Here is a 23924-nt window from a genome sequence, read left to right on the forward strand (position 1 = left end):
CCCTGGAACGCCCCCCGGGGCCTGGACTCCGTGCTTCAGCAGTGGAAGGCGGACAAGGGGCTGGGGCCGTGCTTCTCCCTCGACGAGGCCACTCCCGCCCGCGTGGGCGCTTTCGCCCCCATTCCGGACGAGGTGGCTCCCCAGGTCCGCGAAGCCCTCCGCCAGCGCGGCGTCGAGCAGCTCTTCTCCCACCAGGCCGAGGCCTTCCGTCTGGCCCGCTCCGGGAAGAACCTGGTCATTGCTACACCAACGGCCTCCGGCAAGAGCCTTTGCTACAACCTGCCGCTGTTGGACCGCTTCGCGCGGGAGCCACAGGCGCGGGCCCTGTACCTGTTTCCCACCAAGGCCTTGTCGAGAGATCAGGAAGAGTCCCTGCGCGCGTTCATGCGCGAGGCGGGGCTGTCTCACGGGGCCATCACCTTCGACGGAGACACTCCGGCGGATGCGCGGCGGGCGGCTCGGGAGCGCGGGGGCGTCCTGCTCACCAACCCGGACATGCTGCACACGGGCATCCTCCCGCACCACGCGAGCTGGGCGCGCCTGTTCTCCAATCTGCGCTACGTCGTCATCGACGAACTGCACACGTATCGCGGCGTCTTCGGCTCACATCTGGCCAACGTGCTGCGACGCCTGCGACGCGTGGCGCGCTTCCACGGCTCGGACCCGGTGTTCATCGCGGCGTCGGCCACCATCGGCAATCCGCAGGCGCACGCGCGGCGGATGCTCGGGTGTGACGTGGAGCTCGTCTCGGAGAGCGGGGCGCCGGCAGGGGAGCGCCGGGTGATGGTGTTCAACCCTCCCGTGGTCAACGCGGAGCTGGGCATCCGCGCCAGCTACCTGAAGACGTCGGTGCGCCTGACGGCGGACCTGGTGCGCGCGGGCGTGTCCACGCTGCTGTTCGGCCAGTCGCGCAACAACATCGAGGTGATGCTCAAGTACCTGCGGGACAAGTTCGTCGAGGAGAAGCTGGACCCGGCGCTCATCCAGGGCTACCGGGGCGGCTATCTGCCGGGCACTCGGCGGGCCACGGAGGCGGCGCTGCGCGCGGGCGAGGTGCGTTGTGTCGTCGCCACCAACGCGCTGGAGCTGGGCATCGACATCGGCTCGCTGGACGCGGTGGTGTGCGCGGGCTACCCGGGCTCGGTGGCGGCGCTGATGCAGCGCTTCGGTCGCGCGGGTCGTCGAGGCGCGGGGAGCCTGGCGCTGCTCGTGACGTCGAGCGCCCCGTTGGACCAGTACCTCGCGGGGGACCCGCGCTTCCTCATCGGCGCGCCGGTGGAGCACGCGCGCATCGACCCGGACAACGTGGAGATCCTCGTCCAGCATCTCAAGTGCGCCTCCTTCGAGCTGCCCTTCGAGGAGGGCGAGCCCTTTGGCGACGTGCCGCCGGAGTCGACCGCGGAGGCGCTGGGCTTCCTCGCGCAGCACGAAGTCGTGCATCCCACGGCGGGGGAGGGGGGCCGGCGCGTGTTCCACTGGTCCTCCGACGCGTACCCGGCCAACCACGTGTCCCTGCGCAGCGTGGGTTGGGACAACGTCGTCATCATCGAGCGCGGCACGGACCGGACGCTGGCGGAGATGGACTTCCGCTCGGCGCACACGATGCTGCACGAGCAGGCCATCTATCAGCACGAGGGCGAGCAGTATCAAGTCGAGAAGTTCGACTACGAGAACCACAAGGCCTTCGTCCGCAAGGTGGCGCCGGACTACTTCACGGACGCGATGACGTACGTGCGCGTGAACGTCATTCAAGAGGACCAGAGCGCGCCCATGGGGCCGGAGCTGCATGCCGGCATGGGCGAGGTGAGCGTCATCGAGAAGGTGGTGGGCTACAAGAAGATCAAGTACCACACGCATGAGAACGTCGGTTACGGCGACGTGGCGCTCCCGGAGATGCAGATGCACACCACGTCCCTCTGGCTGACGGTGCCGGAGTCGGTGGTGCGCTCGATGAATGCACCGCGCCCGGCTGTCATCGACGCGCTCCGAGGCGTGGCCACCGCGCTGCGGACCGTCGCTTGCGTGGGGTTGATGATCGACCCGAGGGACGTGGGCAAGACGCTCGGCAGCCGCGACGACGCGGAGGGACCTCCGCGCAAGGATGGCGGCGTGGGGTTCGACCCGACCATCTTCCTCTACGACAACGTGCCGGGCGGCGTGGGACTGGCCGCGCGACTCTTCGACCAGCGGGACGAGCTGCTCGTGCGCGCGCGCCGCCTGCTGGAGTCGTGCGCCTGCGAGGAGGGCTGCCCCGCCTGCATCGGTCCCGCGTCGGGTGTCATGCCCGGACAGGCTCCGGTGGACCCGCATCCTCGCAAGCGGCTGGGGCTGGAGCTCCTGTCGGTGCTCGGCATCGCGGGCGTGCAGTAGGCGGAGGCTCGGCGCGTGGACCTGAAGCGAAAGCTGGCGCGACTGACAGGCGTGGGCCCGGGAGGCAAGCCCGCGACGAGTCGCGTGGCCACGCTGCCCGAGCCCTCGTCGGAGCCTCGCGTCGAATCCACTCCGCGAGCCGAGGCCTCGTACCCGTCATCCGTCGACGCCCATCCGGCGGAGGTGTCGCACGAAGATGTCGCGGCCACGCCATCGCCGTCCCAGGCGCTGATGGCTTCGTCGGGCGCCGCGTCAGCGCTGTCCCAGACGACGGGTGCCGAGCCCGTGGCCCCGAAGGACCCGCGCATCGAGGCCCTCCGGCGGATGCTCGCGGACTGGTCCGAGCGCCAGGGCCAGACGGCCGCGCGTCGGGGGACAACTCCCGCGAAGCCTCGCCCGGGTCCGCTCCCGGTGGTGCCGCGGGAGACGCCGTACGGGACGGTCCACGTGTCGGAGACGCTGCTGTCCCCCGAGCACCGGCACGGCTCCGCGCCCGTGGCGGGGGCGCTGGACGTCGAAGGGGACCTGGTCGCCCGCCTCGCGCTGCACGAAGAACTGGCGGGCGTGGACTTCCAGCGGATGCTCTTCCTGGACACGGAGACGACGGGGCTCGCGGGCGGCACCGGCACCGTGCCCTTCCTCGTGGGGCTCGCGTGGTTCGAGGGCCGCTCGCTGCGCGTCCACCAGCTCTTCCTGCGCAAACTGGGCGAGGAGGCTCCCATGCTGCGGGTGCTCGCCGCGCGCATGGCCACGTCCTCGTGCCTGGTGACGTTCAACGGCAAGAGCTTCGACTGGCCGCTCCTTCGCACGCGCTTCGTGCTCAACCGCGTCGCAACACCGCCGGAGCTGCCCCACCTGGACCTGCTCCACTGCGCGCGCCGCGTCTTCAAACACCGGGGCGCGGGCACGCGGCTGGTGCACGTGGAGGAGCAGGTGCTCGGCCACCGCCGCGTCGACGACGTGGATGGCTCGCTGATTCCGGAGCTGTACTTCCGCTACCTGCGCGGCGGGGACGGCTCCGCGCTGACGCCGGTTCTGGAGCACAACGCCAATGACCTGCTCCTGCTGGCCGCGCTCCTGGGTGAACTCGTGCGCAAGTTCAGGGCAGGGGACGGCACCGCGGTGCCTTCGGGTGAGGACCCGAGAGATCTGCTCGGCTTCGCCGGAGTCGCGCTCCGGGCCGGAGACCTCGCCCGGGCACGGGCCTTCGCCCGGGCGGCGACGGGCGGCGCGGGCACGGTGGGCGTGGAGGCTCATGCCCTGGCGTCACGGCTGGCCCGCATGGCCGGCGAGTCCCAGGTCGCCGTCGAACATCTGCTCCAGGGGCTGGCCTCGGCCCGGGGCCTCCAGGCGGCGACGCTCCACCTGGAGCTGACCAAGCTCTACGAGCACTCCCTCAAGGACCTCGCGAGCGCGCTGCGCCACGCGCGCCTGTCGGCGGCGGCGGAGTTGCCGGATGACCATCGGCGCCGCATCGTTCGCCTGGAGGGCCGCATCGACCGGAGCACGCGAGGCCGCGCGTTGGAGTCAGGCGCCCGGCCCCCGCGCCCTGGCGTCTGAAAGCCCTTGCGTCCGGTTTCGGGCGGGCCGGCTCGCTCCCATGCCTACCCGCAGGTCGACCGAGCACATGATGGGAGCGTTGGACCCCGGCCTGCGCTAAGAGAGGCGCCATGAAAATCACGAAGGACAGTGTCGTCTCCATCGACTTCCGGCTCCACCTTGGCGATGGGAAGATGGTGGACGAGAGCGAGCCTGGAGATCCGCTCGTCTATCTGCAGGGCCACGAGGAGGTCGTCCCCGGTCTGGAGAAGGCCCTGGAGGGCAAGGCCAAGGGGGACTCCCTGTCAGTGGTCATCCCCCCCGAGGACGGCTACGGGCCGCATGACCCGGAAGGCATCGAGGAAGTTCCCAAGAGCGAGTTCCCGGAGGGCCTGGAGCTGACCGAGGGAGGCATCCTCACCGCCACGGACCCCGATGGGGACGAGGTGGACTTCCTCATCAAGGAGATCAAGGGCGACCTCGTGGTGGTGGACTACAACCACCCGCTCGCCGGCAAGACGCTGCACTTCGACGTCACCGTCAGTGACGTCCGCGCCGCGACGGCCGAGGAGCTGGAGCACGGCCACGCGCACGGTCCGGACGACGCGCACTGAGTCCGCCCGGTGCGGGAGGGAGGGCCCAGGAAGCCCTCCCTTCCCATCCATCCCGACTCAGCGACCGCCCATCAGGTCCGAGTTGAACGAGAAGCCGATGAGCATGTACGGCATGGGCTCCTGCCGGCTCGGGTGCTTCACGTACCAGGCCACCATGCCGAGCACCGTGGGACGGTTGAACAGCGTCCCCTCGTCCGTGTTGAACGCGTACGAGGCGACCGGACCCACGCGCATGTGGCTGTTGTCGACCGTGGTGCTTCCGGAGACGCCCTGGTCCTCGTTGTAGCGGGGCCACACGGCGCTGAAGCGCGCGCCCAACATCCAGCGGCCGGACAGGTAGACGACGTCCGAGTCGTTGGTGAAGACCCATCCCTTGCCCGCGAGAATCGAGTCGAGCATCGGGTCATAGAACGTCGTCGCGCCGTCGCGCAGCGTCAGGTTCCAGTACTCCAGGCTGAACTTGGCGCGCACCGCGATGGGGCCCACCTTCGCCTGGAGCGTCGGCTCCACGATGAAGTGGTGGCCGCTGGTGCTGTAGGCGTTGTCCTCGCCCAGGTCCAACGCGTCATCCGAGAAGTCCTGCAGCGGGTTCGGATACGACTGGAGGAAGCCCATGGTGCCCAGGAAGCGCGTGTACTCGTAGCTGGCGCGCACGTTGAACAGGGCGATGGGCTGGATTTCGAACTGGGGGCCCACCTTGAGCGAGGCGGGGTTGGCCTTGATGAGGGCCGCGGCGTTGACGAACGTGTCACGGAACAGCACCGACTCGCTGTCGAGCAGCCGCTTCTGGATGACCAGGCGGTTCTGCGTCTCCAGGCCGATGGGGTTGACCCGGAACAGGTTGAAGCTCGTCATGTACAGCCGGACGTTCGGGATGGGCCGGGGTGGGAGCGCCGGCGACGGCTCGTTGGCCGGGGTGACTTCCGGTGGCTGGGGCGCCCCGGTCGTCGGAACATCCGACGGCTGGGCGGCGGTGGTGGATTGCTGCGCGGCCGCGGGAGACACCAGACCCAGGCTCAGGCAGAGCGTGCAAACGGACAGCGATAGACGCTTGAGCATCATCTCGACACTTCCTCGGGTGTGAGGGGGGACCGCGGCGAGGCAGACCGCGGCTCAGGCCTTCAGGAACGACTGGGAGAAACCGCGGGGCTCGTCTGTTCGTCTGAGTGGCGGCGCGTCACCGCGTAGCCGAAGATGGCCGCCGTGAAGTACATGACGATGCTGTAGATGGCGGGAGGAATGGCCATGGTCGCGTTGTTGAGCAGCAGCGGGCTCATGGCGATGGTCATCGCGAGGATGCCGTTGTGGATGCCGATCTCCATGCCGATGGCCACCGCCTGGCGTCGTGGCAGACGGAACACCAGCGGGGTGACGAATCCAATGGCCATGCTCAGCAGGTTGAAGCTCAGCGCCGCCAGCCCCACCTGCTTGAAGTACACGCCGATGTTCACCCGCTCCTGGTAGACGGCGGCGGCGATGACGAAGATGAGGAACGCGACGGACATCAGCCGGATGGGCTTGTCCAGCGCCTGGGCGATGCCCGGCTTGCGTGAGCGGATGAGCATCCCGATGCTCACCGGGCCCAGCACGATGACGAAGACCTGCAGCACCTTGGAGAACTGCATGGGGACCGCGCGGTCCTCTCCCATGAAGTGCATCAGGGACAGGTTGACGATGAGCGGCAGCGTGAAGAGCGTCAGCGCGCTGTTGACCGCCGTCAGCGTGATGTTGAGCGCGACGTCACCGCGGGCCAGGTGGCTGAAGAGGTTCGCCGTGGCGCCGCCGGGAGAGGCCGCCAGCAACATCAGCCCCACCGCGAGTTCCGGTCCCAGTCCGAAGGCATGGGCGATGAGCGCACAGCCGGCGGGAAGCACCAGCATCTGGCACACGAGCCCGACAATCACCGCTCGCGGATAGACGATGACGCGCTTGAAGTCCGCCAGCGTCAGCGTCAGTCCCAGGCCGAGCATGATGACGGCCAACGACAAAGGAATCAGTACCGCGGTGAATACGTTTGACTGCATTCGCCCCCCGCCAAGTTTCGGGCGTTCCGTCGCCCGCGCCGCGCTGGTGTCTCAATGCAAACAAGCGTGGCGCACTTGGGTGTCTCGCTTCAAGCCACCCCTCGCGATTTGCGACGGTGTCCTGGCAGGTCATGACGCCCGGCGTCATTCATTTGTCACATCGATGGAAAGCTACACCTGTACGCGTGTTACCCGGCGGTGCGGGGTGGTGTCACGGTTTGCTCAGGGGGGTGTCCTGTTTGCCTTCCGGGGTAGGGACGCGGGCGAAGCGGCGGAAGAAGCTGGTGTCGTTCCAGCGCGGCCTTTCGGGGGCGTTGGCCACGGTGCGAGTCAGCTCCGTGAGCTAGGACCTTGACGTGGCCCCACCAACGCTTCAACTCGGGGGAGGGCTCGGCGGCGGGGGCCAGGGTGGGCAGCAACAACAGCGAGGTCCGCAACACGGAACGGTGCAGGGGCGCGCTCGTGGCGAGGGGCCTGTCTCCCTGACGAGCGACGGGGCGGGCCATTCCAGCCGTGCCTGGCAAGAGCCGTCCCATGGCGCAGGCCTGCCTCACTTCAGGGCGAGACAGGCGAGGCCGGCGTCGGCTAGGAGGGGCGCATGAGCCGAGTCCTGACCGAGCTGCTGGAGCTCCTCAAGCTGGAGGCCATCGAGGAGAACCTGTTCCGGGGGAGGAGCCAGGACCTGGGCTTCCGCCAGCTCTTCGGCGGGCAGGTGCTCGGGCAGGCACTCTCGGCCGCCAGCCAGACGGTGGAGCCGGCGAGGCATGTCCACTCGCTGCACGGCTACTTCCTTCGCCCCGGCGACGCGAGCCTGCCCGTCGTCTACACCGTGGACCGCGTGCGCGACGGCGGCAGCTTCAGCACGCGGCGCATCGTCGCCATCCAGAAGGGGCAGCCCATCTTCACCATGATGGCGTCCTTCCACGGAGACGAGGTCGGCTACGCGCACCAGTCCTCCATGCCGGACGTGCCCCCTCCGGAGAGCCTGCCCACGGACCTGGAGCTGCTGGCGCGCCAGGCGGACCGGATCCCCGCGCGGCTGCGCGAGAAGATCCTCTGCGACAAGCCCATCGAGATGCGACCGGTGGCCTACACGGACCCGTTCAATCCCGTGCCCACCGAGCCGCTCAAGGCGGTGTGGATTCGCGCCGACGGCGAGCTTCCGGATGACCCGCAGGTGCACAAGTACGTGCTCGCGTACGCGTCCGACTTCAACCTCATCAGCACCGTGCTGCTGCCGCACGCGGCCAGCTTCTTCCAGCCGCAAGTCGTTGGCGCGAGCCTGGACCACGCCCTCTGGTTCCATGGCGACTTGAAGGTGAATGACTGGCTGCTCTACGTCATGGACAGCCCGTGGGCGGGCAACGCCCGGGGCCTGGCGCGCGGCTCCGTCTACACGCGAGATGGCCGCCTCGTCGCCTCCGTGGCGCAAGAAGGACTGTTGCGCATCGTCAAGGGCGACAAGCGGTAGCTCGCCGCACGTGGCCGCGCGCGCCCGGGCTCGAGGGAATCCGGGTAGGCTGCCCGCGCGACGGCGGACACGGAGGGCTTCTCAATGCGCGCGGTGGTGTACCAGCACGAAGAGCACGAGGGCGTTGGACTCCTGGGACCCGCGCTCACCAAGGTGGGCTTCACCCTCGTCAATCGCTTCCGCTCCGTGAAGCACGAGGACGTGGACGCGGAGCTGGTGGTGGTGATGGGCGGCCCCATGGGCGTCTACGAGGCGGACCAGCACCCGTTCCTGCGCGAGGCGCTGTCCGTCCTCCGCGAGCGCCTGGCCCACGAGCGTCCGTGTCTGGGCATCTGCCTGGGCGCGCAGCTCCTCGCGGACGCCGCGGGCGCGGAGGTCTTCGCCGGCAAGAATGGCTTCGAGGTGGGCGTGGGCCCGGTGCGGTGGACCGCGGAGGGCCTCAAGGACTCCGTCATCGCCGGCGTGCGTCCGCGCACCGTCGTCGCCCACTGGCACGGTGACACGTACAAGGCCGTGCCCGGCGCCACGCTGCTGGCCTCCACCGACCGCTACGTCCAGCAGGCGTTCCGGCTCGGCGCCTCGTTCGGCTTCCAGTTCCACCTGGAGCTGACCGCCCGGGAAATGGGGCGCTGGCTGGAGCTGGGCGCCGAGGACCTCCGCCAACGCGGCAAGGACCTCGCGGAGCTGAAGGCCGCGCTTCCGAAACTCGAACCCGCCGAAAAAGAGAATGCCGAGCTGCTCCAGCGTCTCGCGGAGCACTTCGCGCAGCACGTCCGCTGAACGTCCCTGGCGGGCCTCGCCTGGGCCTTGAAGCGTCCATGTGACTCGAAGCAGCCAGGCATGTTTTGACCCTGGGTCCGTCTGGCTCCGAGCGGGCGGCTTTGAACCGGGAGGGGGAGGGCCCCTTTGCCCTCCTGGCTCACGTGAGATGTCTCAGTCATGTATCGTCGGAGTCATCCGCCGGCGAAGAGGGGGAAGTCTGTCTCGCCGATACAGCGTGCGGACGCGTTGAGGTGGGGATGTGGTGTTTCGGCATGGTGCTGACGGTGCTCGCGGGGGTGCCCCCGGACGGCGTCGCTCAGCTCGAGAAGGTGGAGTGCCTGATGCCCGCGCTCCAGCGGATGGCCGTGGACCCTGAGCTGGTGCGGGCGGTGCGCGAGCAGAACGCGCGGGGAGTCTCGCTGGCGTCCATTCGCGCGGACGATGCCGCGTGGCTGTCCACTCCGGCGATGACACCCTTCAAGCAGCGGGTGCTGGAGGCGGCCGGCTCGCGGGTGCTGGCGCGCCACCGCGAACTCGTGGGCGTGCGCAAGGTGGCGGAGGCGTTCGTGATGGATCGCCAGGGCGCGCTGGTGGGCGCCACGCGGCGGACGAGCGACTACTGGCAGGGGGACGAAGAGAAGTTCCAGGTCCCGTTCAAGCAGGGGCGGGTGCTGACCGAGCACCCCTTCTTCGACGAGTCCTCCCAGGCCTACGTCATCCAGGTCTCCCTGCCTGTGCGCGACGGCGGCCAGGTCATCGGCGCCGTCACCATCGGCCTCTCCCTGCTCGACCTCTGAAGCCTCCTCGCGGACCGCCCATGCGCTTGCTCGACGCTCTCTCCCTCCGCACCCGCCTGACGCTGGCGGTCTCCCTGCTCACGCTCTGCGCGCTGGCGCCGCTCAACGTCCTGGGCCGCATCTTCATCTCCGACAACCTCCAGGCGCAGATCCACGCGACGTTGCTCGTGGAGGCGCAGGGCCTGAGAGACCTCGTCGAGTCCACGCTGGCCGAGCGCGAGGCGAACGCCCGGAGCTGGTCCGAGGACTCCATCCTCCGGGGCGCGCTGCTCTTCGACACCTTCGACAAGAGCGACGCGGTGCTCGTCGCCCTGGAGAAGCGGCACCCGTCCTTCGCCGGGCTGGTGCTCTTCACCGAGGAGGGCCGCGCGGTGTCCGCCAGCGAGGAGCGGCTGCGCGAGGCCTACGAGGGCCACGAGGCCCAGGTGCGCGCCACGTCGTGGTTCCGCGCCGCGCTGAATGGAAGGATGGACACCACGGGCGTGGGGGCGGCCGGCGAGGCCACCGTCACCGCGAGCCTGGAGGGCTTCGCGCAGCTGCGCGAGCAGGTGGGCCGCGTGGCCAGCAGCATCTCCGCCCTCAATGAGCGCACGCAGCAGATTGGCGGCATCACCCAGACGGTGCAGGACCTGGCCGACCAGTCCAACATGCTCGCCCTCAACGCGGCCATCGAAGCGGTCCGCTCCGGCGAGCACGGCAAGGGCTTCGGCGTGGTGGCGCGCGAGATTCGCAGCCTCGCCGACCAGTCCATCACCTCCACCGGCCGCGTCCGCGAAATCCTCGACGACATCCGCCTGTCCATCCAGGGCGCCGTCCGGCAGGCCGAGCAGAGCCAGGGCAGCGCTGAAACCGGATTGACGCAGGTGCGCGCCAGCGGCGACAGCCTTCGCGAGCTCACCGGCATCATCCAGGACAACGCCTCCGCCGCTCAGCAGATCGCCGCCGCCGTGACGCAACAGAATGCCGGCGTCGCTCAAATCTTCACCGCCGTGACGGACTTGTCCCGGATGATGGAAGAGTCCATGCAGGGATTGCAGAGCTCCCAGCGGATTACCGCGTCGCTGCGCGAGGTCGCCGCGCGCATGGAGACGGTGGCCGCCACGTACCGCGTCTAGTCAATGTCAGCGGGGCGACACTCAGTGTGCTTTGCGGGAGCGCACTCCGAGTAAATAAGGATTATGCGCAACCCGGGGATTCCTGGAGCCATTCCGGTTCCTTGGAGGCCTCGTTCCGTTGGTCCTTCATCTGAAGGAGCACCGCATGCGCAGCGTCGTGAAAGCCGCCGTATGTATGGCAGTGATGGCGACGTCCCAGGCGTTCGGGTTCGACCCCGGCGCCCAATCCACCAAGGGCTCACTGGCGACTCAGGCGTTCTTCAAGCCCGAGCTGTCACTGGCCAGCGGTCAGGTGCCTCTGAAAGAGGCCCTGCCCAAGCTGAGCCCCGACGTGGCGAAGGTCTGGGACGACTTCTTCGCTCGTAACGGGAACAACTTCGAGATCTACATCGACTCCGTCACGGGCACCGCGGCGAACATCCAGGGTGCCATCCCGCTCATCCCGGGCAATGGCGTGGGCAACAAGCTGACCCTGGGGAGCCTGGGCAGGCAGCTCGGCCGTTCCGTGGACAAGGTGGATGGCGGCGTCGTCGCCGACCTCGTCTACAAGTTCGTGGAGGCCAACCGCGCGGCGGTGGGCGTGGACATGCTCCAGTTGGGCCAGGCCCGGGTGGACCAGATCACCCCGGACCTCTGGCAGGTCTCCATCGTCCAGCAGCACCAGGGCATCCCCGTCCGCTACGGACGGCTGGCGGCCACCATCAGCCACGGCAACCTGATTCTCCTGGGCACCGAGTCGTGGTCCAACGTCGAAATCGCGCCCATGCCGCTGGTGGACGCGGACAAGGCGACCGTCGTGGCGCACGAGCGCTTCGGCCTCTACGAGAGCCCCGCCGACGTCTGGCAGGCGCCCACCCTGGAAGTCGCTCCGGTCTCCGTGCCGGGCGCGGGCTTCGCCAAGGGCATGGCCCACCAACTGGTGTGGACGTATGGCTTCCAGCTCCAGAACGAGAACGAGCGCTGGAAGGTGACGGTGGATGCCGCCACCGGTGACGTGCTCGCGCTCGAGGACGACAACCACTACTTCGACCAGTCGGTGAAGGGCGGAGTCTACCCGTTCACCAACACGGGCGTGCCCGCGGGTTGCCCGGCGGGCTCGTTCTGTGGCGTCCTGCAGCCCAACTACCCCATGCCCTGGGCCAACGTCGGCACGGGCGTCTACACGGACGGCTACGGCGTCTACAACTACACGTCCGGGACGACGACCACGACGCTCGCGGGCCGCTACATCCGCATCGTCGACTCGTGTGGCGCCATCAGCGGCAGCGGCTCGGGTGACATCAACTTCGGGAACGGAACCACCACGTGCCCGTCTCCCGCGAGCGGCAATACCGCGGCGACCCGCAGCGCGTTCTACGAACTCAACCGCATCAAGGAGTTGGCCCGTGGCTGGCTGCCCACCAACGCGTGGCTGCAGGCGTCCATGACGGCCAACGTCAACATCAACAACACCTGCAACGCCTTCTGGAACGGCTCCACGGTCAACTTCTACCGCAGCGGCGGTGGGTGCCGGAACACGGGTGAGATTGGCGCCGTGTTCGACCACGAGTGGGGCCACGGCATGGATGACAACGACACGGCCGGCACGCTGAGCAACTCCAGCGAGGCCTACGCTGACATCGCGTCCATGTACCGCCTGCCGTTCAACCCCGCCGCCACTCCCACCAGCGGCCGGTCTCCCGCGTCGTGCGTGGGCTATGGCTTCTTCCAGACCACCAGCAGCGGCTGCGGCATGACGGCGGATGGCACGGGCTACAACGTGAACGAGGCGCAGACGGGGGCCGCATGGTGCGCGACCAACTGCTCGGGCGTCCGCGACGCCGACTACGCGGTCCACAACCCGCCCACGCCCACCACTCCGCAGAACTTCGTCTGCACCCGCTGCTCCAGCGGCACGGGCCCGTGCAGCCGTCAGGTGCACTGCGCCGCGTCCCCGGTGCGTCAGGCCGCGTGGGACTTCGTCGCCCGCGACCTCCAGTCCGCTCCGTTCAACTACGACTGGAACACGGCGCAGAACATCGGCAACAAGGTGTTCTACCAGGGCAGCGGCAACATCGGCTCGTGGCACGCCTGCAACTGCACCGCGGGCACGTCGGATGGCTGCGCGGCCACCAACGGCTACAAGCAGTGGCTGGCGGCGGATGACGACAACGGCAACATCAACGACGGCACGCCGCACATGACGGCCATCTACGCCGCGTTCAACCGCCACAACATCGCCTGTACCACTCCGGCGCCGGTGAACAGCGGCTGTAGCGGCGGCCCGACGGCGAAGCCCACCGTCACGGTGACGCCGGCCACGGGCCAGGTCTCCCTGAGCTGGGGCGCCGTCAGCGGCGCGACGCAGTACTGGGTGATGAAGTCCGACGGCATCAACGGCTGCACGTACGGCAAGGCGCGCGTCGCCACCGTGACGGCCACCAACTACGTCGACACCGAGGTCCTCACCGGCCACAACACCTGCTACTCCGTGGTCGCCGCGGGCAGCAGCGCCGCCTGCTACGGCGCGGCGAGCACCTGCGCCTGCGTGACGCCGCTGTAGTCCAAGCGGCTCACCGGCATGCCCTCGTCACGGTGGGACTCCGCTCCCGCCGCTGACGAGGGCCTTCACTTCGAGGCGGCTTCCTTCCGGGGAGGCCGCCTCGTTCGTCAGAGCTTCAGCTCCCACGTCTCGCCGATGAGCCCCTCGCCGAACTGCTGGTGAGGCTCCGCGCTGACGCGCTCGAAGCCGGCGCCCTCGTAGACGCGCCGCGCGGCATGCAGCTGGCTGTCCGTCCACAGCCGCACCTTGCGGTAACCGGCCTCGCGCGCGAAGGCCACGCACGTGTCCACCAGTCGCGCCCCGATGCCCAGCCCGCGCGCCGAGGGTTCCACGAGCAGCAGGCGCAGCTTGGCCACCGTCTTCGTGTCGCGGACCAGGAACACCGAGCCGACGCCGCGGCCATTCAGCTCGGCGATCCAACAGCGCTCCCGGGCGGGCTCCTGCTCCAGGATGAACTTCGCGGCGACGCTGGCGACCAGCGCCTCGAAGCGCTCGTCCCAGCCGTACTCCTGGCTGTACAGCACGCCGTGCCGGTGGACCACCCAGCCGATGTCTCCGGGGCGGTGAGGGCGCAGCACGACGTTGGCGCCCGACTCCGCGGGCTTGTCGCCCAGCAGCTCCTGGATGGTCTGCATGGCGTCGAGGAGCCGCTGGCGCGCGTCCGCTCGCAAGGGCGAGATGAGCGCGCGGATGGAGTCGTGGGAGCGGCTGTTGAGTCGCTCGAAGGTCTCTTCTCCCTTCTCCGTCAGCTTCACCAGGTGCTGGCGGCCGTCCTTCGCGGAGGTCACCTTCTCGATGAGCCCCTGGGCGCTGAAGTCGCGCAACAGCCGGCTGAGATAGCCCGGGTCCAATGCGAGCTCCCGGCTCAGCTCCGCGGCGGTGGGCGTCTCCCGGTGGAACAGCTCGTAGATGACGCGGGCCTCGGTCAGCGAGAACTCGCTCTTCAGGAGCCCTTCGTCCAACACGCCAATCTTCTGCGTGTAGAAGCGATTGAAGTGTCGCACCGCCGCCACACCCTGATCGCGTCGTGTCTGTGCCATCCGTCCCGTCTCTCCAAGGCGCCGTGCTGCTCGGAATGCATTGTCGGGGATGCCCTCAACTCAGGCAACCGGTGGGCTCAGGCCGTCGGCGGGCGGGAGGCATAGCGCTCCGCGAGCACCGAGCACACCAGCAGTTGGAGCTGGTGGTAGAACATGAGCGGCAGGACGATGAGCCCCAGTCCCGGGTGCGCGCCGAACAACAGCCGCGCCATGGGGACTCCGGAGGCCAGCGTCTTCTTGGAGCCACAGAAGACCGCGGCGATTTCGTCCTCCGTGGAGAATCTCAACCGCCGCGCCGCCAGCGTGCTCAGCGTCAACACGGTGGCGAGGATGAGCACCGCGCCACCCAGGATGAGCGCCACGATGGCTCCACCATGTCGGCTGAAGATGCCGGACGAGACGGAGTCACAGAACGAGGCGTAGACGAGGACGAGGATGAACACCCGGTCCACGCCGTTGGTGTACTTGCGGTAGCGGGCGAAGAACGCGCCGAGCAGGGGCCTTGCGAGCTGGCCCAGCACCAGCGGCAGCAGCAGCAAGAGGGACAGCTTGCGGATGGCCTCCGCCAGCGAGAGCGACTGCCCGGTGGTGTGCGCGAGCAACCCGACGATGAGCGGCGTGAGGAAGATGCCGAGCAGGCTGGACAGGCTCGCGTCGAAGATGGCCCCGGCCACGTTGCCCCGGGCCGCGCCCGTCATCGCCACGGACGAGGAGATGGTGGACGGCACCGCGCACAGGAAGAGGAAGCCGAGCGCCACGTCCTCCGGAACCCACGCGCCGAAGGCCAGGTTGAGCAGGAGCCAGAGGGCGGGGAACACGAGGAAGGTAAAGGACTGCACCAGCACGTGCAGCCGCCACTGGAGCGCCCCGGCCTTGAGCTGCGCCATGGGCATGCCCAGACCGTGGAGGAAGAACACGGCGAAGATGCCCACGTTGGTGACGACGTCGGCGTGCATCGCGCCGCCGGACCGGCCGAAGTCAGGGAAGAGGAGGGCGAGCCCGACGGCCCCCAGCATTCCCAGGAGGAACCAGTCCCGCGCGAGCCGTTTGACGAGGCGGAGAGCCATGTGGGGGCTGAATACTCCCTGCCTCGGGAGACCTCCAGCCCCCTGTGTCCACGGCTCAGCGATCCAACCGGAACTCCACCACGAGGCCCGCGTGGTCTGACGGCCAGAGGCCCGCGGCCGTGCGGTCCTCGAGCAGCGCCCCCACCACCTCGGCGGACTGGGGATTGACGTTGTCCCCGGCGTACAGCACCAGGTCGATGCGCTCATCGAGCGCGGCGGTGGTGGTGTCGTTCACCGTCTCGCTGAAGCAGCAGGTGAAGCCGTTGCCCGTGCCCACCGTGGTCCACGCATCCGCGAGCCCCGTCGTCGAGTTGACGAGGTCGTCATAGCCGGTGGTCGCCGCGCCCGGTCCGGTGTTCATGTCCCCGACGACGATGAGCGGCTTGTCATACGTGACGACGAGCGCGGCCAGCTCCGCGGCCTGGTTCTCGTTGCCGGGCTGCAACGTCTCCAGGTGCGTGTTGACGAAGGTGAAGCGCGCACCGTCCACCGTGGCGTCCAGCTTGGCGTAGCCGCGCAGGAAGCGAATCGACGCGCCGCCCACGGGCACCTCCTGGGCATAGACGTAGTTGCCCGTGACGACGTTGGCGATCTGCACGTCCCCGCGAGCGAGGATGACGTCCCGGTCCGTGAGGCGCACGTCCGTGAGGTCCGTGGCGTTGCCGGCGAGCGCGGCGGGGACCTCCGCGTCCGCGTTCTGCACCGTCGCGGCGGCGCGGTAGTTGAGCCCCCGGCTCTGCAGCTCCGCGAGCAAGATGGCCAGGAAGTCGTACGTCACCGTCTGCGCGTTGGGCACCGGATTGGAGGAGAAGTCACTGGGGCTCTGGGTCCGGAAGAGGGACACCTCCTGGAGGCCCACGAGCGCCGGGTTGGAGCCCTGGATTTCATCCGCGATCTCCTTGGCCCGGTCGGGGAAGTCCGTGGCCTGCACCGTCGTGTAGATGCGCGCGGCGATTGCGGGGACGTCCTGGGGAGCCTGCGCCGTGGCGAGCAGCTCGATGTTGCCGCCCAGGTAGAGGTTGCGGGTCATCACCTTGAACTGGGCGATGCCGGGTTCGACGGAGTCGTCGGAGTCATCGTCGCCGCAGGAAAGGAGGAACAGCGGAGCGCACGCGAGCAGCGGCGCGAGACGGAGGAGGCGAAGTGGAGTCATGGGGCCGGATGGGGCAAGGGTGGAGTGCGGCGAATCCGGCCCTGTTCCCACGCGTCAGGCAAAAGGAATCCCCGAGCGGCGTCGGCTCATTCACAGCCGTTCATGTCCGACTGTTCAAAGCCGCGCTGGGCCCTGGCTGTAAGGCAGAGACAGATGTTCGCCGGGCGGCGGAAGCGTGATGGCGCGCAGTCCGTCTCCGCTCCACGTGACGAAGCACAGCTCGGTCGACTCCAGCGCCTTGCCGAAGTCGAAGTGCGCGCGCATGAAGCCCGCGTCATTCGACTCCAGCACCGTGATGTTCAGGTCCCCCAGCCGCAGCTTCGTGCCGACAGGCGGAGGCGTGTCCCGGTTGACCAGCTCCCAGAAGCCCGGGTGTCGCGGCGTGCCGCTCACGACCAGGTCGAAAGCCTCTGGAGAGGTCCGCTCGATGATGTGGTCATGCGGCGCGGCGCTGAGCAGCCGGTAGAGGCGAGGAGCCCGGCCCTGGAGCAGCATGGCGGCGGGCACGTAGAGGGAGACGCTCGGGTCCGAGGCGGCCACCATGACCAGGGTCCCCGCGCACGGCGGAGCCTCGCGGGCGATGCGCCACTGCTCGTCCGCGATGTGCCCCAGCGCGATGCCCAGCCCCATGCGGAACAGCGGCCCCAGCACGACGTGGCCCAGGACCAGGACGAAGACGGCGGTCCGGAGCAGGAGCTGGTGGCGTCGAGGGAGGGACGCCTCGCGGGCCGCCGCCCATCCCCTGAGGATGAGCACCGCGGCCAGCGCGCTGCCCGCGAGCAGCGGCACCATGAGGACGCGCCCGCCGATGACTCCCGCCGCGCCGGGGAGCGTGGCGGCCAGGCCTCCGGGCAACAGCCAGCGCAGCGTGGCGCGCTCCTGCTCGGACAGGTGTGGCCGGAGCGCGCGCAACATCAGCAACGCGCCCACGGTGGTGAGCGCGCCCCAGGCCGCGAAGCCGGAGTGCAGGGCGGGCGTGCCGGTGGCGACGTCGGAGGGCGTGGCCACCACCAGCTCCCCCGCGAGGATGCACACGCGCTGGAGGAGGGTGGCGAGGAAGGCTCCGGGCGCGCCGATGGGGTCCAGGTAGCCGCCGCTGCCGCGCGCGCCATAGCCCTGGCTCGCGTAGAAGCCGAGATAGAGCACGACGAGGACCGCGAAGGGCAGAAGCTCGACCGTCGTCCGACGCCAGCCCTCGCGGCGGCCGAACACTTCATAGGCGCCCAGCAGCGCCACCGAGCCGAGCGCGGCCTCTCCGGAGAGGAGCGCGGCGATGAGCAGCAGCGGCGCGAGGACGCGGCCCGGCTTCCAGCCGTCCTCACGAGCGCGCACGTGCGAGGCCACGGCGAGCAGTCCCAGGAGCGCGGAGATGAGGGGATGGCGCGAGGCGAGCCAGGCCACGGGGAACAGGTGCGCGGCGGCCACCGCGTAGAGGACGGTGGCGAGCGCCGCCACGGAGGGCGGCAACAGGCGCCGGTGAAACCACCCCACCAGCGTCACCAGCCCCAGGAACCAGGCGAGGCTGTGCAGGTGGGCGGGGAAGGGCGCGTCGTCGAAGAGCCATGCGTCCAGGCTGAGCAGCGCGCTGGGCACCGGGCGGAAGAAGCGCACCACCAGCGAGTCGGACGCCCACCAGGGCAACAGCCCGAACTCCCTCAAGCGCATCGGGTCCGAGCGCGGGCCTCCCACGAACTCGTAGAGCGTCAGCGGTCCCCAGTCACCCATGGAGGACAACTGCCCGGAGAGGACGAGCCGGTGCACGAGGTCATCGAGCAGCAGTCCCACGTTCAGGGACGGCAGCGAGACGAGGATGCCCAGCCCCAGCGCCAGCACGAGCGAGCGGGGCCAATGCCACCAGGCTCCGGTGGTCCCCGCGCGAGATGGACGTTCCGTCATGAAGGCCTCCACCTTCGCCTGAATGCGTCATCCGCTTCAAGGCGGGGTGCGGCATCCGAAGCCCGTGCGAGCGGCGTTGCCCCAGGCGGCGCGTTCCGTCACCATGGCGACATGAACATGAATTCACCTTCAGTTCGGTGCGCGGTGGTGACCGGAGCGGCGAACGGAATCGGTCTCGCGGTGGCGGAGTCGCTGGCCGCCCAGGGGATGAAGGTGTTGCTGGCGGACCTGGACGAGGTGGCCGGCGCCCAGGCGGCGGCGAGACTTCCGGGGGCCTTGTTCCAGCGCACGGACGTGTCCTCGCGCGAGGACTGCAAGGCGCTGGTGGGGCGGGCGGAGCGGGAGTGGGGGCGGCTGGACATCCTGGTCAACAACGCGGGCGTGCAGCACGTGGCGCCGGTGGAGGAGTTCCCCGAGGAGAAGTGGGAGCAGCTCATCCGCATCATGCTGGTGGGGCCCTTCGTGCTCACGAAGCACGCGCTGCCGCTGATGTATGCGCGGAAGTGGGGGCGCATCATCAACGTGTCCTCGCTCCACGGGCTGGTCGCCTCGCCGTACAAGTCCGCGTACGTGTCCGCGAAGCACGGGCTGATGGGCCTGACGAAGACGGTGGCGCTGGAGGCCGCGGACCGGGGCGTCACCGTGAATGCCGTGTGCCCCAGCTACGTGCGCACGCCGCTGGTGGAGAAGCAGATCGCCGACCAGGCGCGCGTCCACGGCCTCACCGAAGCGGAGGTCGTGGAGAAGATAATGCTCGCGCCCGCGGCGGTGAAGCGACTGCTGGAGCCGGCGGAGGTCGCCGCCTACATCGGCTTCCTGTGCTCGGACGCCGCCGGAGGAATCACGGGGTCCGCGCAGGTGATGGACTGTGGCTGGACGGCTCGCTGAGCGCGTCTCCTGCTGGAGGCGCGTCCGTGAGGTGGGCGCGGTAGGTCTCCGCCGACAGCCAGACGGAGACGAGGGTGACGACGGCCAGGGACACCATGTAGAGCGACACCGGCCAGGCCTGTCCTCCCGACTGTGCCAGGAGCGCGGTGGCGATGACGGGGGACAGGCCCCCGGCGAACACCGACGCGAGCTGGTAGCCGAGCGAGGCCGCGCTGTAGCGCACGCGGGTGCCGAACAGCTCCGAGAAGAAGCTGGCCTGCGGGCCGTACATGGCCGCGTGGGCGATGATGCCCAGCGTAATCGCCAGCCAGATGAGCCCCGTCTCCTTCGTGTCGAGCAGCCAGAAGAAGGGGAAGGCCATCAGCCCGCAGCCCAGCGCGCCGGCCAGGTAGATGGGGCGGCGGCCGAAGCGGTCCGACGCCGCGCCGAACGCGGGAATCGCCACCAGGTGCACGGACGTGGCGATGAGCACGCCGTTGAGCAGCGTGGTGCGAGGCAGCCCCAGCCGCTCCGTCCCGTAGGAGAGGACGAACGTGGTGATGATGTAGAAGAAGCCGTTCTCCGCGAAGCGCGCCCCCATGGCGAGCAGGATCTGTCGCGGGTACTGACGGAGCGCCTCCATCACCGGCATGCTCTCGGCCGCCTCCTGCTTGGGGCGCGCCTTGAAGACGGGCGACTCCGCGACCTTCAGCCGGATGAACACGCCCATGCCGATGAGCACCGCGCTGAGCAGGAAGGGCACGCGCCAGCCCCACGCGAGGAACGCGGCGTCCGGCATGCTCGAGAAGTAGCTGAACACCGCCGTGGCCACGAGCAGGCCCGCGGGGGCGCCCATCTGCGGCCAGCTCCCGTAGAACCCCCGGCGATGCGCGGGGGCGTGCTCCACCGCCATCAACACCGCGCCGCCCCACTCACCGCCGAGCCCGAAGCCCTGGATGAGCCGCAGCAGCACGAGCAGCGCGGGAGCCCAGGGGCCCACCGTTTCATACGTGGGCAACAGGCCCACCGCGAAGGTGGCCACGCCCATCAGCATGAGCGTGGCGCTGAGCATCGCCTTGCGGCCCAGCTTGTCTCCGTAGTGCCCGAAGACGACGCCGCCCAGGGGCCGGGCGATGAAGCCCACGGCGAAGGTGCCGAAGGCGGCCATCGTCCCGGTGAGCGGGTCGAACGACGGGAAGAAGAGGCGGTTGAACACCAGCGCCGCCGCCGTCCCGTAGAGGAAGAAGTCGTACCACTCGATGGCGGTGCCGATGAAGCTGGCCACCGCCACCTTCAGGATGGAGTCCCGCTGCTCTTGCGCCGGTGCTTCCATGGGGGGCTGCTCCTCTGGGCTGGATCAAGTGGCGTGCGTCGGCGCGGGGCTAGATCTGCAGGCGGAGCGTCAGGAAGTAGGACGCGTCAATCTCGTCTTGGACGCCGTCCTGCTTCTTCTGGTAGCGCGCGTACCGGCCGCCAATCGCCACGTCCTCGGTGAACCAGTAGGTGCCACCGATGTTGAGGAAGGTCTGCGTGGTGCGGGTGACGGGCTCGCGGGCGGGCGCGTCCTGGGTGGCCGCGACGAAGGACGGCGAGCGGTCCGCGACGCGGTTGAACTGCACGCCGATGCCCGAGCGCCCGTGGAGGTTGACGTCCACGCCCGCGCCCAGGCTGGTGGCGGTGTACCGGGTGCCCAGCAGTTGGTCGGCGAAGCCCGGCGTGCTGTTCGTCACGTCGTTGGTGACGCGCGCGAAGTTGAAGAACGGGGTGATGAAGAGGGGGATGCCCATGTTCGCGTGCAGCTTGAACAGCAGGTTGCCGCGCAGGTTGTTGCCGTGCAGCAGCGGGTCCGTGCGCGACGTCGTCTGGTAGTTCACGTCGAAGACCTGGGCCATGGCCTTCGCCTCGAACAGCTCGTGCGAGTACGACAGCGAGGGACTGAGGACCTGGAAGTGCAGGTCGTCATCGGGCTGGCCGTTGCGGTAGTTGGCCAGCGGGCGCTCCCAGAAGCGGCTGCCTCCGCCGAACGAGCCGCCCACCTGGTAGGAGCTGGAGGTGCTCAGCGGGTTGGCCGCGGTGAAGCCCATGCCCACGCGGAAGCCGTTCCACTCGTAGGCGGCCTGCGCGCCCTGGCCCCGGTTGAAGCCGCTGTAGAGCAGCGGGTCTCGGGTGTACTTGTCCGCCAGCAGCGTGTCGGCGATGTGCGTGGAGATGAAGTCCACGCTGGCCGGGTCCACGATGATGCCGGCCTCCAGCGTGACGTCCCAGCGCTGGAGCCGGATGACCTGGTCCCTGACGCTGAAGGACGCGGTGCCCTCCCACACGCCGGAGCCGTGCGCGCGGATGTTGCGCTCGAACTCGCTGCGGAAGGAGACGTACTGCCCCAGGCGTCCCTCGAAGCCGAAGCGGGTGAGGGCCACCGTCGTCGCGCGGCTCTCCCGGTTGCGGTTGAGCGTCTGGATGAGGTTCTCCACGTGGAGGCCGCCCGCGAGCGCGAGCACGGGCTTCACGTAGAACGTCTCGTTGCCCACGGCCAGGCTCGGCCGGGTGACGGGCGGCGGGCGCGTGTCGACGACCTCGGTGGTGCCCGCCATCTCCTCGGGGTTCTGGGCCGCCTCTTTCGCCGTGGGCTTCTCGGCGGCGAGCTCTCCGGCGGACGTCGCGTCGGTGGTGGCCTGGGGCGCGGGCGCCTCGGCGGGCGCGGGCGTGGACGTGGGCTCAGCCTGGGCCACGGTGGGAGGAGAGGGGGGCGCTGAGTCAGTGCTCTGGGCCCAGGCCGCTGGCGAGGTTCCGAGGGCCAGGACGCAGAGGGACGCGGTGAAGGGAAGTCGCTTCATGGGGGGCTCGAAGAGGAGGACGGGAAGGGCTCGGACCGGCGCGCGGTGAGGAGGCCGCGCGCCGGTCCGACTGGGGGGGAGAGGAGGGGGTTACTCGCCCAGGTAGCGCAGCGTCAGCGCGAGCCCCGCGTTCGAGCGGAGCGAGCCGAAGTGGTTGGCGATGAAGCCCCGGTTGAAGTAGCCGCTCGTGTCGTAGTCGTTGAGCGTGGTCAGCGTGTTCGTCACGCAGCCTTCCATCTCGATGCGCGAGGCCGCCTCGGACACGTAGAAGTCCTGGTAGTTGGTGCCCCGCTCCTTGTCCGTCATCGTCAGCGTGTAGTACTTCACGACGTTCTCCCCGCACTGGCCCGTCTTGCCGAAGGCGTAGTCACCATCCGCGCAGGGCGTGGCGAACAAGTCCCGGGGACCGTTGAGCGGCTTGTGGAAGTACGTCTGGGAGTAGTTGGAGCGGCTGCCCATCTCGCAGACGATGGTGCCGCGCATGGTGTTGTTGGTGCTGCAGAGCGAGCCGGCGGCCGGGTCATACGTGGACACGCCGTGGTTGGCGCCCGAGCCGAGGATGACGTGGCTCACCTGGGGGAAGGGGTTGACGGCGCCCGCGAGGCCGGAGCGCCACTCCACGTACATCCGGCGCAGGGCGTCGCGCGCCACCGTCACGCCGAGCGAGTGCGCGATGAGCGCCACCTTCCGGTTGGGCTGGTCCTTCATCACCGCCTTGATGAGTGACTGGAGGATGGGCGTGGACCATCCGTGGTCGATGTTGCCCGCGGCGTTCTGGGTGGTGTTGTTGGTGGACGGGTCGATGCCCGGGACGACGTCCGTGCGGAAGTCCACGGCGATGACGCGATAGCGCTGGGCGATGAGCGTCTCCGCGAGCTGCGCGCGGGCGGCGGTGTCCCCGGTGAACTGGACGTTCTCCGTGGCCGTGTTGACCGTCGTGCCCGGCGGCAGGATGAACTTCTCCCACGTGTGCGGCCGGGTGGAGTTGCCGTGGACGAGGATGATGATGGGCTTCGTCGTGTCCTCGTTGGGCTGGGCGTATTCCTTGGCGGCACAGGGGAAGCCCGGAATCTTCGCCACGTCCCCGTCGATGAACCCGGTGGCGCTGTTGGGACCTCCGAAGGCCGTGTTGCCGGTCCACTTGCCGTCGTTGTTGCCGTCCGTGTACGGCGTGGTGCCGGTGGTGTTCGCCTTGTCGTAGTAGAGGTTGCTCACGGAGCAGCCCGGATGGTTCGACAGGGGCCGGTACTTGCCGTCATAGGTGCGGTAGGTCTCCTGCGTCTGCGGTACCGCCGTGGTGATCTCCTTCATCTCCTCGGGGTCGCCGATGGACCACGTCGCGATGTCGATGCTCGCCGCTTGAACTTCGGACGTCTTCGCGGCGATGCGCTCACGACACGCCTTCACCGCGGCGGGGACCTCCGTGTCCGGCCCGGGACCTTCGCCGCCCGGCTCCTGGTCCGAGCACGCCGTTCCAAACAGGCCGACAACAGCCACCACCGCGCGGAAAACCCTGCGACGCGTTGCCATGTGTAGCTCCGTTGCAATCGCTAGCTGATGTTGTGTGGAGAGACGCTGGCACGTCTTTCCGTGACAGCACAGCGATCCGTACCAAACGGGTGGTCCCGGCGGCAAATGAAGTTGAAGGGTGATTCACCTTTCTGGTCATCGGCACATGAATACTGAATCAGTATTGCAGTGCGTCAGGCACTGGAAGGACTCGAGGGGCTCCGGAAGGGTGGTCGGATATTGCGTTGCGTCAGGGATTGGGAGGCGGGCGGTGAGGGGGAGACACACAGCGGCAGGGATTGAAACAACGTGTCCGGACTCGGG

Annotated in this window: 18 protein-coding genes; 9 read left to right on the forward strand and 9 right to left on the reverse strand. The window is 68.9% G+C overall.

Annotated features, from left to right (window positions below; translation table 11 throughout):
* From HUW62_RS31410 to HUW62_RS31420, 3 genes are all read left to right on the forward strand, one after another.
* The coding region (locus HUW62_RS31410; protein ID WP_368670513.1) for a DEAD/DEAH box helicase at positions 1-2370 on the forward strand (2370 nt) is incomplete at its 5' end.
* Between the two features lie 15 nt (positions 2371-2385).
* Positions 2386-3930: a ribonuclease H-like domain-containing protein gene (locus tag HUW62_RS49710; RefSeq protein WP_176436499.1), complete on the forward strand. Its 1545-nt coding sequence runs from the start codon at positions 2386-2388 to the stop codon at positions 3928-3930.
* 110 nt (positions 3931-4040) lie between these two features.
* Positions 4041-4523: a peptidylprolyl isomerase gene (locus HUW62_RS31420; protein ID WP_163867262.1), complete on the forward strand. Its 483-nt coding sequence runs from the start codon at positions 4041-4043 to the stop codon at positions 4521-4523.
* Positions 4524-4580: 57 nt separating this feature from the next.
* Here the strand turns inward: HUW62_RS31420 and HUW62_RS31425 are convergent, their stop codons facing one another.
* Both HUW62_RS31425 and HUW62_RS31430 read right to left on the reverse strand, forming a co-directional pair.
* Positions 4581-5585, reverse strand: coding sequence for a hypothetical protein (locus tag HUW62_RS31425; protein ID WP_255203748.1), 1005 nt, complete (start codon positions 5583-5585; stop codon positions 4581-4583).
* A gap of 59 nt (positions 5586-5644) precedes the next feature.
* Positions 5645-6547, reverse strand: a complete 903-nt coding sequence (locus tag HUW62_RS31430) for a bile acid:sodium symporter family protein (RefSeq protein WP_163867263.1) — start codon at positions 6545-6547, stop codon at positions 5645-5647.
* Between the two features lie 598 nt (positions 6548-7145).
* Between HUW62_RS31430 and tesB the strand changes: the two genes are divergently transcribed.
* The 5 genes from tesB (at position 7146) to HUW62_RS31455 (ending at position 13234) form a co-directional block, all read left to right on the forward strand.
* Positions 7146-8018, forward strand: a complete 873-nt coding sequence (gene tesB, locus HUW62_RS31435) for an acyl-CoA thioesterase II (protein ID WP_176436500.1) — start codon at positions 7146-7148, stop codon at positions 8016-8018.
* Between the two features lie 84 nt (positions 8019-8102).
* Positions 8103-8798, forward strand: coding sequence for a glutamine amidotransferase (locus tag HUW62_RS31440; RefSeq protein WP_176436501.1), 696 nt, complete (start codon positions 8103-8105; stop codon positions 8796-8798).
* A gap of 239 nt (positions 8799-9037) precedes the next feature.
* Entirely contained in the window at positions 9038-9577 is a 540-nt protein-coding gene (locus HUW62_RS31445) for a PDC sensor domain-containing protein (protein ID WP_176436502.1), read from the forward strand.
* A 20-nt stretch (positions 9578-9597) separates the two neighbouring features.
* Entirely contained in the window at positions 9598-10692 is a 1095-nt protein-coding gene (locus HUW62_RS31450) for a methyl-accepting chemotaxis protein (protein WP_163867267.1), read from the forward strand.
* Between the two features lie 145 nt (positions 10693-10837).
* Positions 10838-13234, forward strand: a complete 2397-nt coding sequence (locus HUW62_RS31455) for a M4 family metallopeptidase (protein ID WP_163867268.1) — start codon at positions 10838-10840, stop codon at positions 13232-13234.
* A gap of 107 nt (positions 13235-13341) precedes the next feature.
* Here HUW62_RS31455 and HUW62_RS31460 read toward each other — a convergent pair whose 3' ends face one another.
* The 4 genes from HUW62_RS31460 to HUW62_RS31475 all read right to left on the reverse strand — a co-directional run bounded on the left by HUW62_RS31460 (position 13342) and on the right by HUW62_RS31475 (position 18390).
* Positions 13342-14274 carry a helix-turn-helix domain-containing GNAT family N-acetyltransferase gene (locus HUW62_RS31460; protein ID WP_163867269.1) on the reverse strand — a complete coding sequence of 311 codons (933 nt, stop codon included), beginning with the start codon at positions 14272-14274 and terminating at the stop codon, positions 13342-13344.
* Positions 14275-14351: 77 nt separating this feature from the next.
* Positions 14352-15341, reverse strand: coding sequence for a bile acid:sodium symporter family protein (locus HUW62_RS31465; protein ID WP_176436503.1), 990 nt, complete (start codon positions 15339-15341; stop codon positions 14352-14354).
* Positions 15342-15396: 55 nt separating this feature from the next.
* The gene (locus HUW62_RS31470) at positions 15397-16494 is read right to left on the reverse strand and encodes an endonuclease/exonuclease/phosphatase family protein (RefSeq protein ID WP_163867271.1); all 1098 of its coding nucleotides are present in this window, start codon (positions 16492-16494) and stop codon (positions 15397-15399) included.
* A gap of 114 nt (positions 16495-16608) precedes the next feature.
* Positions 16609-18390, reverse strand: a complete 1782-nt coding sequence (locus HUW62_RS31475) for a hypothetical protein (protein WP_176436504.1) — start codon at positions 18388-18390, stop codon at positions 16609-16611.
* A 117-nt stretch (positions 18391-18507) separates the two neighbouring features.
* Here HUW62_RS31475 and HUW62_RS31480 point away from each other — a divergent pair, with 117 nt between their 5' ends.
* On the forward strand, positions 18508-19278 hold the full coding sequence (locus tag HUW62_RS31480) for a 3-hydroxybutyrate dehydrogenase (protein ID WP_217911653.1): 771 nt from the start codon (positions 18508-18510) through the stop codon (positions 19276-19278).
* On the opposite strand, the gene HUW62_RS31485 is transcribed toward HUW62_RS31480, so the two are convergent.
* From HUW62_RS31485 to HUW62_RS31495, 3 genes are all read right to left on the reverse strand, one after another.
* Entirely contained in the window at positions 19232-20590 is a 1359-nt protein-coding gene (locus HUW62_RS31485) for an MFS transporter (RefSeq protein WP_163867274.1), read from the reverse strand. The two genes, HUW62_RS31480 and HUW62_RS31485, sit on opposite strands and share 47 nt — an antisense overlap.
* A 49-nt stretch (positions 20591-20639) precedes the next feature.
* On the reverse strand, positions 20640-22091 hold the full coding sequence (locus tag HUW62_RS31490; RefSeq protein ID WP_176436506.1) for a hypothetical protein: 1452 nt from the start codon (positions 22089-22091) through the stop codon (positions 20640-20642).
* 90 nt (positions 22092-22181) lie between these two features.
* On the reverse strand, positions 22182-23621 hold the full coding sequence (locus tag HUW62_RS31495) for a triacylglycerol lipase (protein ID WP_163867276.1): 1440 nt from the start codon (positions 23619-23621) through the stop codon (positions 22182-22184).
* Positions 23622-23924: the final 303 nt, after the last annotated feature.

It is taken from the genome of Myxococcus sp. AM011, from assembly GCF_013372595.1.
GTDB lineage: Bacteria > Myxococcota > Myxococcia > Myxococcales > Myxococcaceae > Myxococcus > Myxococcus eversor.

Coding starts and splice junctions, on each gene's coding strand:
- HUW62_RS31440 (WP_176436501.1), top strand. CDS start 8,103: ATGCGCGCGGTGGTGTACCAGCACGAAGAGCACGAGGGCGTTGGACTC.
- HUW62_RS31430 (WP_163867263.1), bottom strand. CDS start 6,547: ATGCAGTCAAACGTATTCACCGCGGTACTGATTCCTTTGTCGTTGGCC.
- HUW62_RS31465 (WP_176436503.1), bottom strand. CDS start 15,341: ATGGCTCTCCGCCTCGTCAAACGGCTCGCGCGGGACTGGTTCCTCCTG.
- HUW62_RS31480 (WP_217911653.1), top strand. CDS start 18,508: ATGAATTCACCTTCAGTTCGGTGCGCGGTGGTGACCGGAGCGGCGAAC.
- HUW62_RS31455 (WP_163867268.1), top strand. CDS start 10,838: ATGCGCAGCGTCGTGAAAGCCGCCGTATGTATGGCAGTGATGGCGACG.
- tesB (WP_176436500.1), top strand. CDS start 7,146: ATGAGCCGAGTCCTGACCGAGCTGCTGGAGCTCCTCAAGCTGGAGGCC.
- HUW62_RS31485 (WP_163867274.1), bottom strand. CDS start 20,590: ATGGAAGCACCGGCGCAAGAGCAGCGGGACTCCATCCTGAAGGTGGCG.
- HUW62_RS31475 (WP_176436504.1), bottom strand. CDS start 18,390: ATGACGGAACGTCCATCTCGCGCGGGGACCACCGGAGCCTGGTGGCAT.
- HUW62_RS31495 (WP_163867276.1), bottom strand. CDS start 23,621: ATGGCAACGCGTCGCAGGGTTTTCCGCGCGGTGGTGGCTGTTGTCGGC.
- HUW62_RS31420 (WP_163867262.1), top strand. CDS start 4,041: ATGAAAATCACGAAGGACAGTGTCGTCTCCATCGACTTCCGGCTCCAC.
- HUW62_RS31460 (WP_163867269.1), bottom strand. CDS start 14,274: ATGGCACAGACACGACGCGATCAGGGTGTGGCGGCGGTGCGACACTTC.
- HUW62_RS31490 (WP_176436506.1), bottom strand. CDS start 22,091: ATGAAGCGACTTCCCTTCACCGCGTCCCTCTGCGTCCTGGCCCTCGGA.
- HUW62_RS31425 (WP_255203748.1), bottom strand. CDS start 5,585: ATGATGCTCAAGCGTCTATCGCTGTCCGTTTGCACGCTCTGCCTGAGC.
- HUW62_RS31445 (WP_176436502.1), top strand. CDS start 9,038: ATGTGGTGTTTCGGCATGGTGCTGACGGTGCTCGCGGGGGTGCCCCCG.
- HUW62_RS31450 (WP_163867267.1), top strand. CDS start 9,598: ATGCGCTTGCTCGACGCTCTCTCCCTCCGCACCCGCCTGACGCTGGCG.
- HUW62_RS31470 (WP_163867271.1), bottom strand. CDS start 16,494: ATGACTCCACTTCGCCTCCTCCGTCTCGCGCCGCTGCTCGCGTGCGCT.